The organism is Nocardioides sp. LS1 (genome assembly GCF_003865225.1).
GTDB lineage: Bacteria > Actinomycetota > Actinomycetes > Propionibacteriales > Nocardioidaceae > Nocardioides > Nocardioides ginsengisegetis.
In genome coordinates this window covers 245,209-260,802 of the sequence record NZ_BIFF01000001.1, presented here as the reverse complement: position 1 = coordinate 260,802, position 15,594 = coordinate 245,209, and the positions used below count along the sequence as shown (strand labels likewise).

Annotated in this window: 13 protein-coding genes; 6 read left to right on the top strand and 7 right to left on the bottom strand. The window is 72.1% G+C overall.

Annotation, left to right across the window (positions count from 1 at the left end; genetic code table 11):
* Nucleotides 1-14: 14 nt before the first annotated feature.
* Genes EJF31_RS01235 through EJF31_RS01215 form a run of 5 tightly spaced genes read right to left on the bottom strand, consistent with a single transcriptional unit; the run spans nt 15 to nt 6,001 of the window.
* Nucleotides 15-662, bottom strand: coding sequence for a histone deacetylase (locus EJF31_RS01235; protein ID WP_125035286.1), 648 nt, complete (start codon nt 660-662; stop codon nt 15-17).
* Nucleotides 659-2,248 (bottom strand): peptide ligase PGM1-related protein, encoded by a 1,590-nt coding sequence (locus EJF31_RS01230; RefSeq protein ID WP_221767415.1) that lies wholly within the window; start codon nt 2,246-2,248, stop codon nt 659-661. Before EJF31_RS01230 ends, EJF31_RS01235 begins: the two co-directional genes overlap by 4 nt.
* Complete coding sequence (locus tag EJF31_RS01225; protein WP_125035285.1) at nt 2,245-3,378, bottom strand: adenylate/guanylate cyclase domain-containing response regulator; 1,134 nt, start codon at nt 3,376-3,378, stop codon at nt 2,245-2,247. The genes EJF31_RS01230 and EJF31_RS01225 overlap by 4 nt, the downstream gene beginning before the upstream one ends.
* Complete coding sequence (locus EJF31_RS01220) at nt 3,375-3,758, bottom strand: response regulator (protein ID WP_125035284.1); 384 nt, start codon at nt 3,756-3,758, stop codon at nt 3,375-3,377. Before EJF31_RS01220 ends, EJF31_RS01225 begins: the two co-directional genes overlap by 4 nt.
* On the bottom strand, nt 3,755-6,001 hold the full coding sequence (locus EJF31_RS01215; protein ID WP_125035283.1) for a GAF domain-containing protein: 2,247 nt from the start codon (nt 5,999-6,001) through the stop codon (nt 3,755-3,757). Before EJF31_RS01215 ends, EJF31_RS01220 begins: the two co-directional genes overlap by 4 nt.
* Nucleotides 6,002-6,182: 181 nt before the next feature.
* Between EJF31_RS01215 and EJF31_RS01210 the strand changes: the two genes are divergently transcribed.
* Both EJF31_RS01210 and EJF31_RS01205 read left to right on the top strand, forming a co-directional pair.
* Nucleotides 6,183-7,928 carry a S8 family serine peptidase gene (locus tag EJF31_RS01210; protein ID WP_125035282.1) on the top strand — a complete coding sequence of 582 codons (1,746 nt, stop codon included), beginning with the start codon at nt 6,183-6,185 and terminating at the stop codon, nt 7,926-7,928.
* Between the two features lie 4 nt (nt 7,929-7,932).
* On the top strand, nt 7,933-8,541 hold the full coding sequence (locus tag EJF31_RS01205; protein ID WP_125035281.1) for a hypothetical protein: 609 nt from the start codon (nt 7,933-7,935) through the stop codon (nt 8,539-8,541).
* 31 nt (nt 8,542-8,572) lie between these two features.
* Here EJF31_RS01205 and EJF31_RS01200 read toward each other — a convergent pair whose 3' ends face one another.
* Nucleotides 8,573-10,720 (bottom strand): MMPL family transporter, encoded by a 2,148-nt coding sequence (locus EJF31_RS01200; protein WP_125035280.1) that lies wholly within the window; start codon nt 10,718-10,720, stop codon nt 8,573-8,575.
* Nucleotides 10,721-11,099: 379 nt separating this feature from the next.
* Here EJF31_RS01200 and EJF31_RS01195 point away from each other — a divergent pair, with 379 nt between their 5' ends.
* Genes EJF31_RS01195 through EJF31_RS01185 form a run of 3 tightly spaced genes read left to right on the top strand, consistent with a single transcriptional unit; the run spans nt 11,100 to nt 14,304 of the window.
* Nucleotides 11,100-12,269 carry a globin domain-containing protein gene (locus tag EJF31_RS01195; protein WP_125035279.1) on the top strand — a complete coding sequence of 390 codons (1,170 nt, stop codon included), beginning with the start codon at nt 11,100-11,102 and terminating at the stop codon, nt 12,267-12,269.
* Between the two features lie 2 nt (nt 12,270-12,271).
* Nucleotides 12,272-12,913 (top strand): DivIVA domain-containing protein, encoded by a 642-nt coding sequence (locus EJF31_RS21705; RefSeq protein WP_185736099.1) that lies wholly within the window; start codon nt 12,272-12,274, stop codon nt 12,911-12,913.
* Nucleotides 12,910-14,304, top strand: a complete 1,395-nt coding sequence (locus EJF31_RS01185) for a multicopper oxidase domain-containing protein (RefSeq protein ID WP_260430567.1) — start codon at nt 12,910-12,912, stop codon at nt 14,302-14,304. The genes EJF31_RS21705 and EJF31_RS01185 overlap by 4 nt, the downstream gene beginning before the upstream one ends.
* On the opposite strand, the gene EJF31_RS22080 is transcribed toward EJF31_RS01185, so the two are convergent.
* Entirely contained in the window at nt 14,301-15,128 is an 828-nt protein-coding gene (locus EJF31_RS22080) for a response regulator transcription factor (RefSeq protein ID WP_260430566.1), read from the bottom strand. The genes EJF31_RS01185 and EJF31_RS22080 overlap by 4 nt on opposite strands.
* Before the next feature lie 124 nt (nt 15,129-15,252).
* Between EJF31_RS22080 and EJF31_RS01175 the strand changes: the two genes are divergently transcribed.
* Nucleotides 15,253-15,594, top strand: coding sequence for a hypothetical protein (locus tag EJF31_RS01175; RefSeq protein WP_125035277.1), 342 nt, complete (start codon nt 15,253-15,255; stop codon nt 15,592-15,594).

The following is a 15,594-nucleotide window of genomic DNA, read 5'->3' as shown; positions in this document are numbered from 1 at the left end:
CGAGCGTACGCCGGTCACCGTGGCGCGCCCTCGCCCGCGAGCGCCGTCAGCTCCTCCCTGCTCCAGCCGGCAGCGATCCCGGGAGCGGGCTCCAGGTAGGCCGCGATCCGGGCCGCGTCCCAGCCGTGGGCCTCGCGCAGACCCGCCGCGATGCTGCGCAGGTAGGCCACGCTCGGCGCCGCGGGATCCAGTCCCCCGGCGTCGTGGTGGGTCACGGTGAACATCGGCGCCCCGGCCCGGTCCCCCAGCCGGGTGATCGTCTCGTAGCGCCCCGGCCCCATCGCGTGCACGGACTCGACGTCCGCGAGGATCCCCGACAGGTCGCGCGCGAAGTCGCCGCCCGGAGGTCGCCGCATCTCCTGCGCCGCGACGTCCGCGAGCTGCTCCGCGGTGACCAGGTAGGCCCGGCAGGCGACCCGGCCCGGTGCGTGCGGGTCGTAGAAGGCCATCGCGCCGCCCCACACGCCGGACTCGCCCGCGAACACCAGCCCACCGGGCACCTCCAGGGCTGCCACCTCGGCGGGATCGGCAGGGTCCCGGCAGCCGGCGTGGATGCGGGAGCCACCGGGCGGCCGACCGCCCGCGAGGTAGCAGCGGAACCGGGCGAGCCCGAGGTTGGACCCGTAGGCGACGTACCAGACCCGGAGCACCTCGGCCCTCATCCGGGGAGCGCCGGCTCCCGGAGGGACAGGCGTGCCTCCTCCAGCAGGATCCGTTGCGCGTCGCGATAGCGGCGGTCCGCCTCGGCCGGGGTGTCACCGACGGCGGTGAGGCCGATCCGGCCGTGCTCGGTCAGGCAGCTGATCATGTGGAAGACGATCCCGACCTGCCGCGACGGGTCGAAGTGCAGCCCGTGGCGCGCCACGATGTCGAAGAGGTCGGCCGGCACCAGGCCGCACAGCTCCTCGGACTCGAGGTGGTCGGTGGCGACGAGGTGCTTCTCGTGGCCGCGCGGGGTGAGGAACAGCGCGGTGCCCGGGTCGTAGCGCCCGTCGGTGAGGAACTGCAGCGTCAGGAACGGGTGGGTGGTGCCGCCCTTGCGCAGGTTCAGCTCGATCGCGTACGCCGTCCACTCGCCGGTCACGCTGCGCACGACCACGAAGTCGACGGCGAACCGGCCGAGCGCACCGCCTTGCGCGAGCCGGTGCCCGATCGACTCCGCGTGCCGCGTGATCGTGCGGGCGTACTCCGGCGCCGCCGGGAAGACGCAGCCCAGATAGCTCTGGCCGCTGGCGCCGCCGAGCAGCTGGTCGTGGGTCGAGAGCAGCTCGACCTCACCGCCGGGCAGCACCCGCAGCTGGACGCTGGGACTGCGCAGCTCGGCCCCGACGATCCGCTCCTCCACGATCCCGGCACCCTCGGCCAGCTTGGCCAGGTAGACGTCGAGCGGTGTGTCCGGGGACTCCAGCTCCATCGCGTGCAGCCGCTGCACGACCTCCGCGCGCTCGTCCGCGGCCCCGGGCGCGGGCAACCCACCCAGCCGGACGACCGCGTTGCCCGCGCCCGAGACCCCCTCGTTGAGCTTGACGATCACGCTGTCCATCGCGGGCCGCTCGGCACGCAGGGTGACGACGGCGTCCGCCAGGTCGTCGAACGTGCGCAGGTCCTCCACGCCCAGCGGATGGGGTACGCCGATCTCCGCGAACATCCGGCGACAGCCGCTCTTGCTGCCCAGCGGGGCCAGGCGGGGGTCGGCGCCGTACATCGGGATGCCGAGCGACAGCGCGACGTCCCGCTCGAGCTCGGTGGTGTTGTAGGGCAGCAGGTGCGACCGGGCCGGGTTGGGCACCATCGCCGCGATCCGGGCGAGCAGCCGGGGCCGCTGGAGCAGCTTCTCGCTCAGCGACCGCGGGGACGCGTCGTTAACGCTCACCAGCGAGAGCCGGGCCCGCGCGTGGCTCGGGATCACCCCGGGCAGCAGGGCGAGGTAGTACTCGATGATCTCGGGGGCGATCGGCATCGAGGTCACGTAGACCATCCGGAGCCGCGGCTGGCGGAGCAGCACGAGCAGGAAGAGGAAGCGCTCCTCGTAGGCCTGCGTCAGGCTCCCGCTCGCGGCGACGGCCCGGTCCAGCGTGATCGAGGGGACCACGACCACCGACTCGTCGTCGTGGTTGAGCCGCATCGCGTCCCAGACGCCGGCCATCCGGGCCTGCAGCTCGTCGAAGCGGCGGTAGCGCTCCTCCTCGGACAGGTCGGAGAGCACCGCAGGAGCGCTGACCGGGGCGGTCCACAGGTCGCCGGTCACGACACGGTCCGCGAGTTGTCGACGCCCCGGACGCTGAAGGTGGTGACCCGCCGGCTGAAGCCGCGCAGCTCGCGGGCGCCGGCGTCCTCCCCGACCACGAGCGGCCCGGCCGCGGAGAAGACCCGCTCGGAGACCAGGACCTGCCAGGGCTCGGCGGCGTCGCACAACCGCGAGGCCAGGTTGGTGACGCTGCCGATCGCGGCGTAGTCGAGCCGGCCGTCGAAGCCGATCTTGCCGAGCGTCGCGTAGCCCTGCGCGATGCCGATCCCCAGGGCGAGGTCGTGCCCCTGCCGCGCCCACGTCTCGGCCAGGCCCCTCACCCGGGTCCGCATCGCCAGCGCCATCCGGATCGCGCGCAGCGGGCCGTCGTCGCAGCGCACCGGGTCGTTGAAGAAGACCATCAACCCGTCGCCGGCGAACCGCTCGAGGGTGCCCTCGAACCGGAAGATCAGGTCGCCGAGGGCCTCGTGGTAGTCCTTCAGGACGCCCATCACCTCCTCCGGCTCGCTCGCCTCGGCGAAGGTCGTGAAGCCGCGCAGGTCGCAGAAGACCACGACGATCTCGCGCCGGTGGCTCTCGAGGAACGACTCGTCGCCGGAGTCCACGATCAGCTCGGCCAGCTGCGGGGAGAGGAAGCGGCGCAGCCGGCCCATCCGCTCGAGCTCCGCGACCTGGGTCTCCACCCGGGACTCCAGCTCGCGGTTCCACCCGGCGAGCTCGGTGGCCTGCCGCCTGATCGTGTCCTGGTAGCGCTTGATCCGCGCCAGCGACGCGACCCGCGCCAGCAGCTCGCTCTGGTTGACCGGCTTGCCCAGGAAGTCGTCGGCGCCCGCCTCGAGGGCCCGCACCTTCTGCTCGTCGCCGCTGGCCGTGACCATCACGACCGGCAGGTAGGCCGTGTCGGCCTGCTCGCGGATCCGGCGGCACACCTCGTAGCCGTCCAGGCCCGGCATCACGATGTCGAGCAGGACCAGGTCGACGTCGGAGGTGGCGATGACCTCGAGCGCCTCCTCCCCGGACGCGGCGGTCAGCACGGTGTACCCGCGGGGCGCGAGGATCGCCTCGAGCAGCCGGATGTTGGCCGGCTGGTCGTCGACCACCAGCACCCGGGCGCCGCCCGCGCCGGTCACGGAGCCCGCCCCAGCCGGAGGAAGTCGCTGACCTGCTGGGGCAGGGCGCGCACGCTGATCGGCTTCTCGACGTACCCGTTGAAGCCCGACTCGAAGGCCCGGTCGCGGTCGTCGTTCATCGCGAACGCCGTCACCGCCACGACCGGCACGTCCTGGTTGTCCGCGCCGGCGCGGATCCTCCGCAGCGCCTCGGTCCCGTCGATGCCCGGGAGCTGGAGGTCCATCAGCACGAGGTCGGGCGTGGCCTCCACCGCCAGGCGCACGCCGTCCTCGCCGGTCGTCGCCTCGACGACCTCGTAGCCGAAGTGCTCCAGGACGTCGCGGACCAGCTTGAGGTTCTTCGGGTTGTCCTCGACCACCAGGATCCGGGCCGCGCTCACGACGCCTCCCCCACCGGCGCGCCCACCGAGGCCAGTGCGGACAGCAGGTCGTCGCGGCGCACCGGCTTGACGAGGTACGCCGCGGCGCCCATCGCGACGCCGCGCGACCGCTCGTCGACGATCGAGACGACGATGACGGGGATGTCCCGGGTCTCCGGCTCGGCCTTGAGGGCCTCGAGCACCGACCAGCCGTCGATGCCGGGCAGCCGGATGTCGAGCAGCACGGCCGCGGGGTGCACCCGCCGGACCGCGTCGAGGCCGGACTGCCCGTCGCGGGCCGCGGTGACCTGGAGGTCCGCGCCGGAGAGGTAGGCCGTGAGCAGGTCCAGGGAGGGCCGGTCGTCCTCGATGACCACGACGTCCCCGGCGAGCCCGCCCCGGTCCCCGGCCCCCACGGCCCCGACGGCCCCGCCGGTGCGATCGGGCAGCGAGAAGCCGAAGGTGCTCCCGACGCCGACCTCGGTGACCAGCCACATCCGGCCGCCCAGCAGCTCCACGAGGCGTCGCGAGAGCGTCAGGCCCAGCCCGGTGCCCTCCTCCCGCGAGCTGCCGCGCCCACCCTGTTGGAAGGACTCGAAGATCCGCTCCCGGTCCTCCTCGGGGACCCCGATGCCGGTGTCGGTGACGGAGATGTCGACCTCGCCCGGGCCGCGCACCGCCCGCACGGTCACCGAGCCGCCGTCGCCGGTGAACTTCACGGCGTTGGTCATCAGGTTGAGCACGACCTGCTTGAGCCGCAGCCCGTCGGTGAAGAGCGGGCCGACGTCGTCGGCGATGTCGACGGTGAGCGTGATCGCGTGGCCGGCGGCCCGCTCGCGGAGCATGGCCGCGGCGTCCTCGAGCAGCGGCCGCAGCTCGAGGGTGGAGTACTCCAGCTCCATCCGCCCGGCCTCGACCTTGGACAGGTCGAGGATCTCGTTGAGCAGCTCGAGGAGGTGCCGGCCCGAGCCGTGGATGTCGCGGAGGTACTCCTCCTGACGGTCGTTGATCTCGCCGAACATCCGCTCGAGGAGCACCTCGGAGAAGCCGAGGACGGCGTTGAGCGGCGTCCGCAGCTCGTGGGACATGCTCGCGAGGAACTCCGACTTGTGCCGGCTCGCCAGCTCCAGCTCGGCGCTCTGCTGCTTCAGCTCGCGGTAGAGCTGGGCGTTGACGAGCGCCAGGCTGGACTGGTCGGCGAAGGTCTCCAGCAGGTCGAGGACCTCCTCGGTGAAGTCGCCGGGGCGCTTGCGCCGCACGATCAGCGAGCCCACGACCTGCCCCTCACGCAGCATCGGGACCGCGACGAGCGACCGCCAGCCGTCGTCGAAGAGGATCTGGAGGTGCGGGTCGAGGTCGACCCGGGCCAGGTCGGTCACCGCCAGCGGTCGCCGCTCGCGGGCGGCGCGACCGACGAGCGTCTCGTCGAGGCCGATGCGGATCGAGCGGAGCCGCTCGACCACGGCCGGCTCGGTCCGGTAGACGCTGCGCACCACGAAGCAGCGGTCCCGGTCGGCGTACTCCATGATCGAGCCGCCGTCGGTGCCGGAGAGCTCGACCGCGTGCATGGCGATCGTGGCGAGCACGTTCTCGACGTCGAGGCTGGAGTTGACGGCCTCGCCCACCTCGCGCAGCGCCTCGAGCTCCTCCACCTTGCGCGCGAGCTCGGCGCTCCGGGCCTCGAGCTGCTGGACCAGCTGCACGCCGTTGACCGCCAGCGCGGCCTGCGCCGCGAACGCGGAGACGATGGCCATCTCCCGCTCGTCGAAGGGGTTCACGACGTCGCGCCACACGGTGAGCGCCCCCACCACCCGCTCGTCGAGCAGCATCGGCGCACCCATGGTGGTGCGGAAACCCGCCACGCGCTGGAGGTCGTGGGCGCCGTAGTCGGGGTCGGCGAGCACGTCGGCGATCTGCTGGGTGGTGCGGTCCAGCCCGACCCGCCCGATCAAGGTCTCCCGGTCCACCGCCATCGGGTGCTCTGCGATGTAGGCGATCGACTCCTCGCTGAGCCCGACGGCCTTGATCAGCCGGTAGACCCCGTCCTCCAGCACGTAGAGGTGCGCCGCCTGTGCCGAGCACAACCGGCGGGCGCTCTCGACGAGGGTGGTCAGGACGGCGTCGGGATCGCCGGCCCAGCGCCCCATGGCCGAGAGGACCTCGTTGGCGGCCTCGAACTGGTCCAGGAGGGCGGCGTGGTCTTGCAGGAGGCGCTCGTGGTCCGCGGCGCTGACGGCACCCGGGGCCGTGGCTGGCTCGACCATCGCTTCCTCCCCACCGCCGACCTCGGTCACCGGTGACGCCCTGTCGACGACCCTTCGAGTTTCCCCATGTTCGCCGGAGGGGGCAATCGCCCAGGTGGCTCAAATGCACGCCGGGCGGGCCGGTCCGAGGCACCCCAAATGAGGCGATGGAGGGACCCCGCTCCGGTGCTCTGATGTGCGCATGCGCAGATTCCTCCTGGCCTCGGCCATCGCCGTCGCCGCGATCGGGATGCCGGCCGCCGCCACCACCGTGGCCCAGGCCCAGCCCACGTCGTCGACGAACCCCTGGAACGTCACCGTGGTCCGGTTCGCCCCGGGCACCACGCGTGACCAGATGTACGCCGCCGTGAAGGCGAGCGGCGGCGTCGTCACCACCGACCTCAGCAAGATCGGCGCGCTCGCGGTGGTCTCCACCAACGGGGCGTTCCGCTCGGACGTGAAGGGCAACTCGAAGGTCAAGAGCGTCTGGCTCGACAAGTGGATCAGCGTCGGCGAGCCCGACTCGTCGGGTGCGGCGGCCACCACGGGGAGCCCCCAGCTGGGCAGCCCCGGCACCGACCCGGTCCCCGACCCGTGGCACAACCTGTCGTCGTTCGCGGGCGAGACCAACCCCGAGGGCATCCTCCAGTGGGACGACAACCGGATGAACGTGCCGGCCGCCTGGGCCACCACCCTGGGCGACCGCACGGTGCGGGTGGCGGTGGTCGACAGCGGCCTGGACGGCTCGCACAAGGAGCTCGCCGCCAACTACGACGGCCAGGACTCGGCCAACACGATCCCGTGCAACGTGCTGACCCGGCAGTTCGGCCCGGGCCTCGGTGAGAAGGACTGCTCGAGCGGAGACACCGAGGGCCACGGCACGTGGGTCGGCAGCCGGATCGCCGGCGCCGTCAACGGCTTCGCCTCCAACGGCGTCGCGCCCAACGTGACGGTCATGGGCTTCAAGACGCTGTCGACGACGCTGGGCGGCGGCCTGACCACCTGGATCGTCGACGGCATGATCCGCGCCTGCGACGCCGACGCCGACCTGATCAACATGTCGATCGGCGGCTACGACGACCCGGTCCTCAACGCCGACGACTACATGCTGTGGGTGGACGCCGCGAACTACTGCCGCGCGCGGGGTACGGCGATCTTCGCCTCCGCCGGCAACGAGCACGTGCGGGTCAACCGGACCACCTGGAACGGCCTGGCCGGGGTGGGCCAGGTCGACAGCGGACCCGAGGGGATCGCCGACATCATCCCCGGGACCTCGGTCGCCGAGAACGACTACCGCGGCCTCCTCGAGGTGCCGGCGGGCGTGCCCGGGGTCGTCATGGTCTCGGCCACGAACAACGCGATCGCCCCGCAACCGGCCTCGGTCGACCCGGCGATCAAGTGGCCGGCCTCGGCGGTCGGGGCCCGTGACCAGCTCACCTACTACTCCAGCTACGGCTCGCGCGTGGACCTCGCGGCCCCCGGTGGCGCCCGGAAGTTCAACATCCCTCGCTACGACGGCGGCGCCGGCGACATCCTCTACGGCGGGTGGGGCACGCTCGGCGCGCTGACGGCCAACGGGGAGATCTGCCAGGACCCGTCCCTCGCGAGCTTCCTGACCTTCGCCTGCTTCAAGGTCAACGGCGCGGCGTTCGGGTGGCTGCAGGGCACCTCGATGTCCTCGCCCAACGCGACGGGCGTCGCCGCGCTGACGCTGGCGGCCCACCCCGAGCTCCAGGGCGACCCGAACGGGTTGCTCGCGAAGCTCCGGGCCACCGCCCGGACGAACATGGTGAACCTGACGGGCCCGAACGACCCGGCGAACAAGGCCGACTCGACGACCTCCGGGCCGTGCCCGACGGGCTGGTGCCACCTCGACTTCCGGCACCCGATCCGCTTCGCCGACGCCTACGGCGCGGGCATGGTCAACGCCGGAGCCGCCGTACGGTGACATCGTGCAGACCACCCGGTTGTCGCTCCACGCCGTCGCCGAGCTGCTGCTCGCCGGACCGCAGCACGTCGTGAGCGGGACGATCAGGCTGCGCGTCACACCCGGAGGGTTCGGCACCGTCGCCGAGCCCTCCGCGAGGGTGGAGGGCACGTCCCTGGTCGTCGGTGGCTGGGCGGTCCCCCTCGACGGGCGCACCGTCGCCGAGGTCGGGGCCGACGCCGGGGTGGTCCCGCACTCCCTGGACGACGTCTACTCCGGCGGCTGCGGCCTGACCGCCGACCACCCGCTCCGCCTCGACACGTCGGCGGCCGCCGAGATCGCGGAGGGGTTCCGCGCCGGTGCCGAGGCCATGGCCGCGTTCGCCCCGGACCTCGAGCAGGTGCTCTGGCCCGAGCACTTCGACCTGGGCATCACGCGCGACGAGGTGAACTACGGCGTCTCCCCCGGCGACGACTTCCTCGGCGTCCCCTACGCCTACGTCGGTCCGTGGCAGCCGGACCGGCACACCGGGCCGTTCTGGAACGCGCCGTTCGGTGCGGCCCACCCGCTGTCGGAGATCCCGGACCTGCAGGCGTTCTTCGCCGAGGGCGAGGCGTTGGCCGCGTCCCGCTGAGCGTGGCGGAAGCCGGGACGGGGCCGAACCGCTACTTCCCCACCTGCGAGAACGTGGAAGGGTCCGGCCGCTCGGCGTGGGCGTGCGACGGCTCGACCCGCAGGAGGCGGGCGACACCGTCGGGGAGGTACCAGTTCCACCGGCCGAAGAGGGACACCAGCGACGGCACCAGGAGGGACCGGACGACGGTCGCGTCGAGCAGGATGCCGAAGCCGAGGCCGGTCGCCATCACCTTCAGGTCGGTGCCCGGGCCCGACGCGAGGGCCGCGAACGCCAGGAACAGGATCAGCGCGGCGCTCGTGACGAGCCGGCCGGTGCGCCCGATGCCCTCGATGACGGCGGAGTCGGTGGGGTGCCCCGCGTCGTACTCCTCCCGGATCCGGGCCAGGATGAAGACCTCGTAGTCCATCGACAGCCCGAAGAGGAACGCGAAGACCATCAGCGGCACCCAGAACGTCACCGCGCCGGTCTCGGAGATGCCGAAGAGCGCGTCGGAGCCGTGGCCGTCCTGCCAGAACAGCACCATCGCGCCGTAGACGGCGCTGAGCGACACCAGGTTGAGGATCACCGCCTTGAGCGGCAGCAGCAGGGAGCGGAACGCGCGCACCAGCAGCACGTAGGTCAGCAGCGCGATCAACGAGAGCATCAGCGGGAAGTTGCCGTAGACCGCGTGCAGGAAGTCGACCTGGGCGGTGCCGAGCCCGGCCACCCCGAGCACGCCCGGCATGCCGTCGGCGGCGTCCTTGACGCGCCGCACCACCTCGACGCTGCGGGAGTTGACCGTCTCGCCGTCGGGGATCAGCACCACCACGGTCCGGCCGTCGGCGGTGCTCGTCGCGCCGGTCGACACCAGCGCGGCGTCGATGCCCTGGATCTTGCCGAGCTCCGCCGCGACCGACGACGCCTTGTCGCTCTCGGTCAGCACCTCGATGGGCGTGAGCGCCCCGGTCGTGATGCCGCCGTCCTCGAGGGTGTGGAGCGCGGTCACCGCCGGGCCGCTCTGGGCCAGGGAGTCGGAGGAGGCGGCGCCGATCTTGATGCCGAGGAACGCCACGAACAGCAGGCCGAGCGCCAGCAGGGCCACGAGGAGGGCGGCCACGCGACGGCGTACGACGAGGCGGGCCCACTTCGTCCAGCCCTTGCTCGCCTTGTTCTCGTGGCGGATCTTTGGCCAGTCCACGCGCGGCCCGATGCCACCGAGGATCGCGGGGGTCAGCGAGAGCGTCACCATCACGCTGGCGAAGGGGATCAGCGCGCCGCCCATGCCGATGCTGCGCATGAAGGGCACCGGCAGCACGATCAGCGCGAGGAGACCGATCGCCACGGTCAGGCCGCTGAAGAGCACGGCCTGCCCGGCGGTCTCCATCGCCGCGACGACCGCCTCGTGGTTGTCCTTGCCGTGGTCGCGTTCCTCGCGCCACCGGGTGACCAGGATCAGCGAGTAGTCGATCGCGACGCCCAGTCCGACCAGCGCGACCAGGAACTGCACGATGAACGACACGTCGGTCAGGTAGGTCAGGGGCAGCAGCATCAGGAACGTCGCCAGGATCGACACCGCCGCGACCGCCAGGGGCAGCAGCGCCAGCATCGAGGCGAAGACGAAGGCCAGCACGAGGAGCGCACCCAGTCCGCCGAGGAGGGTCTCGGTCAGCACCCCGGGACCGCCGGAGTCGTCGCCGATCGCGAGCGCGTCGATGCCGGTCACCCCCACCACGGCCCCGGACGGCACGGCCCCCTCGACCGCCGTACGGATCGGTTCCGTGGGCGGCTTCGCGTCGAACGTCTGCGGGAAGGGGTAGAAGACCATGGCGTACGCCGTGCGGTCGTCGTCGGTCCGGAACGCCGTGTCCCCGGTGTTGGCCTCGTCGACGACCCGGGTGTCCGGCACGCCCTGCTCGATGGCCGCGAACGCCTGCGCGACCGCGTCCTCGTGGCCGGTGATCGTCTGGCCCTCGGGCATCGTGACCGTCGCCAGCATCGGCGTGGTGTTGCCGCCGTTGTGCACGGCCTGCACGATCAGGCTGGTCGCCTCGGTGCCCGGCTGCCCCGGCAGCGAGAAGTCGACGGTCAGGCGGTCACTCGTCCGGCTCGCCGACGCGCCGCCGGCCACCAGGACGAGCAGCCAGAACACCCCGACCCACCTGCGGTGCCGCAGCACGAACTCGGCCCAGCGACGCATCGAACGGCTCCTGTCGTGCGGGGACGCATCAGCACGACGTTAGTGACCCCGGCCGCCTCCCGCGTCCTCGATCGCAATGATCTTGGGTGCGGTCCAGACCTGGGTCGCGTCGGCCCGACTGCCCGCTGAGCGACGCAGATCGGGCGCGCGCGTCCGCTCCGGAGGACACCTCGGCACGTTTGCAGAAGACCAGGTTTGAGCCCCGGACTCGCGGGTATCAAGGCCGCGGGAGACGGGGGTCGAACAAGTGGGAGGGAAACCCTTGTCCATGTATTTCGCGACGGCCGATGCCGTCCATCGCAGGGAGCACGCACGGTCCACCTGGGGGCCACCCGTCGGCATCGAGGGGCCGACCGGACACGACCGATAGGCCCCGGTCATGGACACAGTTGCCCTGCAGCGCAGCTGGGACGAGGTGACGAAGCACGGGCACGCCGTGCCGCTGTACTTCTACTCGCACCTGTTCCTGGCGCACCCCGAGGTGCGGTCGATGTTCCCGCTCTCGATGGCCAACCAGCGCGACAAGCTCGTCAGCGCGCTCGGCCGGGTCGTCAGCCACGTCGACCAGATCGAGACCGACGAGGCCTTCCTCCAGCACCTGGCGCGCGACCACCGCAAGTACGGCGTGATCACCGAGCACTACAACGCCGTCGGCGTCTCGCTGTGCGCGACCCTGCAGCACTTCCTGGGGGACGCGTGGGACGAGGACCTCGCGGCCGACTGGGCGATGGCCTACCAGGTGATCGCCCGGATCATGGTCGAGGCGGCCGACATGTCGCAGGAGACCACCCCGGACTTCTGGGACGCCGACGTGGTCAAGGTCGAGCGACGGATGATGGACCTGACCCTGGTCCGGCTCCAGCCGAAGCGCGAGCTGAAGTTCCTGCCCGGCCAGTCGCTGTCGATGGAGATCCCGCAACGGCCCCGGATGTGGCGCTACTTCAGCCCGGCCAACGCGCCGCGCCAGGACTGGTCCATCGACCTGCACGTGCAGCAGATCGACGGCGGCCAGGTGAGCACCGCGTTGACCCGGTCCCTGAAGGCCGGGGACACGGTGAAGCTCGGCGCACCCGTCGGTGAGCGGCTCACCCGTCCGGAGAACGACCCGACCGACCTCCTGATGGTCGCGGGCGGCACCGGCCTGGCGCCCCTGCGCGGCGTCCTGGAGCAGATCGACCGCGAGTGGCAGCGCTTCGGTGCGGCCCCGCGGGTGCACCTGCTCCACGGCGTACGCATGCCCTGGCACCTCTACGACCGCAAGGTCCTGCGCGAGCTCGCCAAGGACCGACCGTGGTTCGAGTACACCGAGGTCGTCTCCGACGACCCGTCCTTCCCGGGCACCCGGGGCAAGGTCGGCTCGATCGCGTCGCGCCAGCACCTCAACGGACGCACGGCGATGGTGTGCGGCGGACCGCAGATGGTCGCCCACACCCTCGAGCAGCTGACCGCTGCGGGGATGCCGACCGAGCAGATCAAGTACGAGCACTTCTACTACGCGGCCGCGAGCGAGCAGAACGCCGACGCCGCCCTCAACGAGCAGGTGAGTTAGCAGTGAAGACCAACACCGAGCAGGCCTGGCAGCGCCACCAGACGCCCACCGCCATCCGCAACGAGGGGTTCTCGCGCCGGCTGCGCGGCCTCGACGAGGACGAGGTGCGTGACTACCTCGACCTGCTGGCCGACCAGGTGCAGGGCACCGAGCGGCACATGCAGGAGCTCCAGGCCGACAACGACCGGCTCCGCGCGGAGCTCGACCGGCTCCAGGCCGAGATCGGGCCCCTGCGCGAGCTCGCCGACCGGACCCCGGCCGAGGAGCGCGTCAACGACCAGGTCGTGGAGCTCTTCAGCCAGGCCCAGCTGGTCGCCGAGGAGATGGTCGAGGACGTCAGCCGGGAGGCCCGGCAGCGGCTGGGCCAGGCCCGCGAGCAGGAGCGCAAGATCATCGAGGAGGCCATGCAGACCGCGCAGCGGACCCTGCGCGACGCCCAGGCGATGGTGATGCGGACCGGCCCGGGCCCGTCGTCGGGCTACGCCCAGCTGGAGGCGCCGCTGGGCGGCGACGTCGACCAGGTGCGGACCTTCGCCCAGGCGGCGACGGCACAGATGCAGTCGATCATGGAGGCCTTCGCCGCGCAGGTGGCGCGGCTCGAACCGCGTCCGAGCGCCGGGTTGGACCCCTGGGGCTCCGTGTGATCGGTCGGCTCCTCCGCGTTCGCTGCGCGGTCGCGAAGCGGCTGGGCACGAAGGGGGCGGCGGTCCTCCTCGCCCTCTTCCTGGTGGTCGTCGTCGTGGCCGCCGGCACCGCCATGGGCCTCACCGGCAAGGCCGGCACCGGCAAGACGACGTACGTTGACGTGTCGATGCAGCACATGCGCTACTCCCTGCCGACCATCGAGGTCCCCGCCGGCAACCGGCTGGTCATCAACCTCCGCAACGACGACGACGACATGGTCCACGACCTGGTCCTGGACAACGGCGCCCACAGCGAGCGGCTGGCCCCGGGTCAGTCGGCGCAGGTGGACGTCGGGGTCGTCGACCACACCCTGCACGGCTGGTGCTCCATCAGCGGGCACCGCCAGATGGGCATGGAGCTGGAGGTCGTGCCGCGGGGGGCCTCCTCCGACGACGGCGCGATGTCGGGCCACGACATGGCCGCGATGTCCGGCCACGACGGGTCGGCCGCGGACGACATGGACCTGATGGCCGATCCCGGCCCGGACTTCACGCCGTACGACGCGGTGCTGCCGCCCCTGCAGCCGCTGGCCCACGGCGAGGTGCGCAAGTCGACCATCACCATCAACGAGGAGACGAAGGAGGTGGCGCCCGGGGTCGAGCAGAAGGTGTGGACCTTCGGCGACACCATGCCCGGACCGGTGCTGCACGGCCAGGTCGGCGACACCTTCGAGGTCACCCTGGTCAACCACGGCACCGAGGCGCACGGCATCGACTTCCACGCCGGGTCACTGGCTCCCGACACCGTCATGAAGCCGATCCCGCCCGGCGGGTCCGTGGTCTACCGCTTCACCGCCGAGCGGGCCGGGATCTGGATGTACCACTGCTCCTCGATGCCCATGTCGGTGCACATCGCCAATGGCATGTTCGGCGCCGTGGTCATCGAGCCGCCGGACCTGCCCAAGGTCGACCGGAGCTACGTCGTGCTGCAGTCCGAGCAGTACTTCGGCCCGCAGGGTGGCAGCGCCGATCCCGACAAGGTGATGGCCGGGGTCCCCGACACCGTGGACTTCAACGGCTACCCCCGCCAGTACGACCACTTCCCGCTGCCCGCCAAGGTCGGCGAGCGGGTCCGGGTGTGGGTGCTGGACGCCGGCCCGAGCCGTGCGACCGCCTTCCATGTCGTGGGCACGCAGTTCGACACGGTCTACTCCGAGGGGGCCTACCTGCTCGGCGGTGGCGGTGACAGTGGGGCCACCGGCAGCGGGGGCAGCCAGGCGCTCGGTCTGATGCCGGCCCAGGGCGGCTTCGTGGAGATGACGTTCCCGGAGCCGGGTCACTACCCCTTCGTCTCGCACGTGATGACCGACGCCGAGCGCGGGGCGCACGGCCTCTTCGAGGTGACGAACTAGGAGCCGGACCCCTCGACTGCCTGGTCGTCCCGGGCCCCCCACCCTCCCGGGACGACCAGGCCGGACTCGTACGCCGCCACCACCACCTGGGCACGGTCGCGCAGGCCGAGCTTGCGCAGGATGCTCGCCACGTGCGTCTTGACCGTCCACTCGCTGATGACCAGGCGAGCGGCGATCTCGGCGTTCGACAGGCCGCAGGCCATCGCACGCGCGACCTCGATCTCGCGGGCGGTCAACGACGCGAGCCCGGGCCCCGCGGGCACACCGACCTCGTCGTGGTGCGTGGCCTCCTCGAGCCTGGCCGCGGCCTCGGCCAGCCGGGCGGCGAGCTCGCGGTTGTCCTCGGAGAGCTCGGCCACCTGCTGGGACCGCTGGCCCACCACGAATCCCATGAGCCAGGCCGCGCCGAGCACCAGGGCGATGAACACGTGGTCGCCGGTGTTGCTGCCGAGGAACGCCGATCCGGCCACCGTCAGCACTCCCCCGGCGGCAGCCCGGGCCGTTCCGGCGTACGCGCTGGAGGCGTGGACCGCGACCAGGAGCGCGGCCAGCGGCGCGAGGCCCTCCGTGGGGGTGGTCACGACCCGCTGGACCGCCGCGGCCGCGAGGGCGGTCGCCAGCACGGCGAGCGGCGCGCTCCTGCGGAGGGCCAGCGGCACCGTCATCAGGATCGTCGTCGCGGCCAGCAGCGGCCTGCTCCCGGTCACCTCACCGACGCCCGGCATCCACCGCGGCGCCCAGATCTCGACCTGGCTGGCGAACGTGACGGCCAGGGCGAGGACGAGGTCGGCCGTGGCCGGGGTGTGAGGCGTCCGCAGACCCATGCCCGGACAGTACGCCGCGTCTCGCTCTCCGGGGTGAGGTCGCGGAAACCGCTCCGTGGAGCGATGCCCGGGCGCCGCCCCGGGACGCAGTCTGGGCCCTCGTCCCGACCCCAGGAGGTCCGCAATGTCCCGATTCTCGTCCCTGGCCATGGCCGCGCTGCTCGGTCAGCTGGTCGGTGAGCTCGGCTGGATCGACCCGCTCTTCATCCCGCTCGTCCTCGCCGCCCCGCCGGTGACCGGAGCGATCGCGGCGAGCCGTCGCCTGCCCTATGCGTGGATCGCCGTGTTGTGGGCGAGCGCGGGACTCGCGATGCTGTGGTCCGACTGGGTCGTCAACCACGAGGACGCCGGCTTCCACCTCGCCCTGGCGGTCCTGATGCCCCTCCTCGCCGGCATCGGCTGGGGCGCCGTCGCGCTGGCCACCCGACAGCGGCGCCGCGCGGATGCCGCCTCCGGAGCGCGCTGA